The sequence below is a fragment of the Pseudomonas sp. SIMBA_067 genome (assembly GCF_046534675.1).
GTDB classification, from domain to species: domain Bacteria; phylum Pseudomonadota; class Gammaproteobacteria; order Pseudomonadales; family Pseudomonadaceae; genus Aquipseudomonas; species Aquipseudomonas putida.
The window spans coordinates 1-255 of record NZ_JAWRYH010000851.1; the positions used below are offsets into that span (position 1 = coordinate 1).

1 pseudogene is annotated in these 255 nt (G+C 65.9%); it reads left to right on the top strand.

Going from position 1 to position 255, the window contains the following annotated elements:
- Positions 1-255, top strand: a pseudogene (locus tag SB765_RS31605) (LysR family transcriptional regulator); the annotation flags it as partial.

The following is a 255-nucleotide window of genomic DNA, read 5'->3' on the forward strand; positions in this document are numbered from 1 at the left end:
GGCGGGCTGGGGATTGTCCTGTGTCACCGTGGGCGCGGCGGTTTCAGCCTGACCAGCAAAGGTGAACTGTTCCACCAGGAGAGCCTGCGCCTGCTGGCCGAGCTGGATGGCTTCGAGCAATATGCCGCGGCGCTCAAGGGCGAGCTGCGGGGCACGCTCAACCTGGGGGTAATTGACTCGACCGTGGGTGACCGCGCGTTGCCACTGGCCGAAGCCATCGGTGCCTATAGCCAGGAGCACCCGGGTGTTCACCTG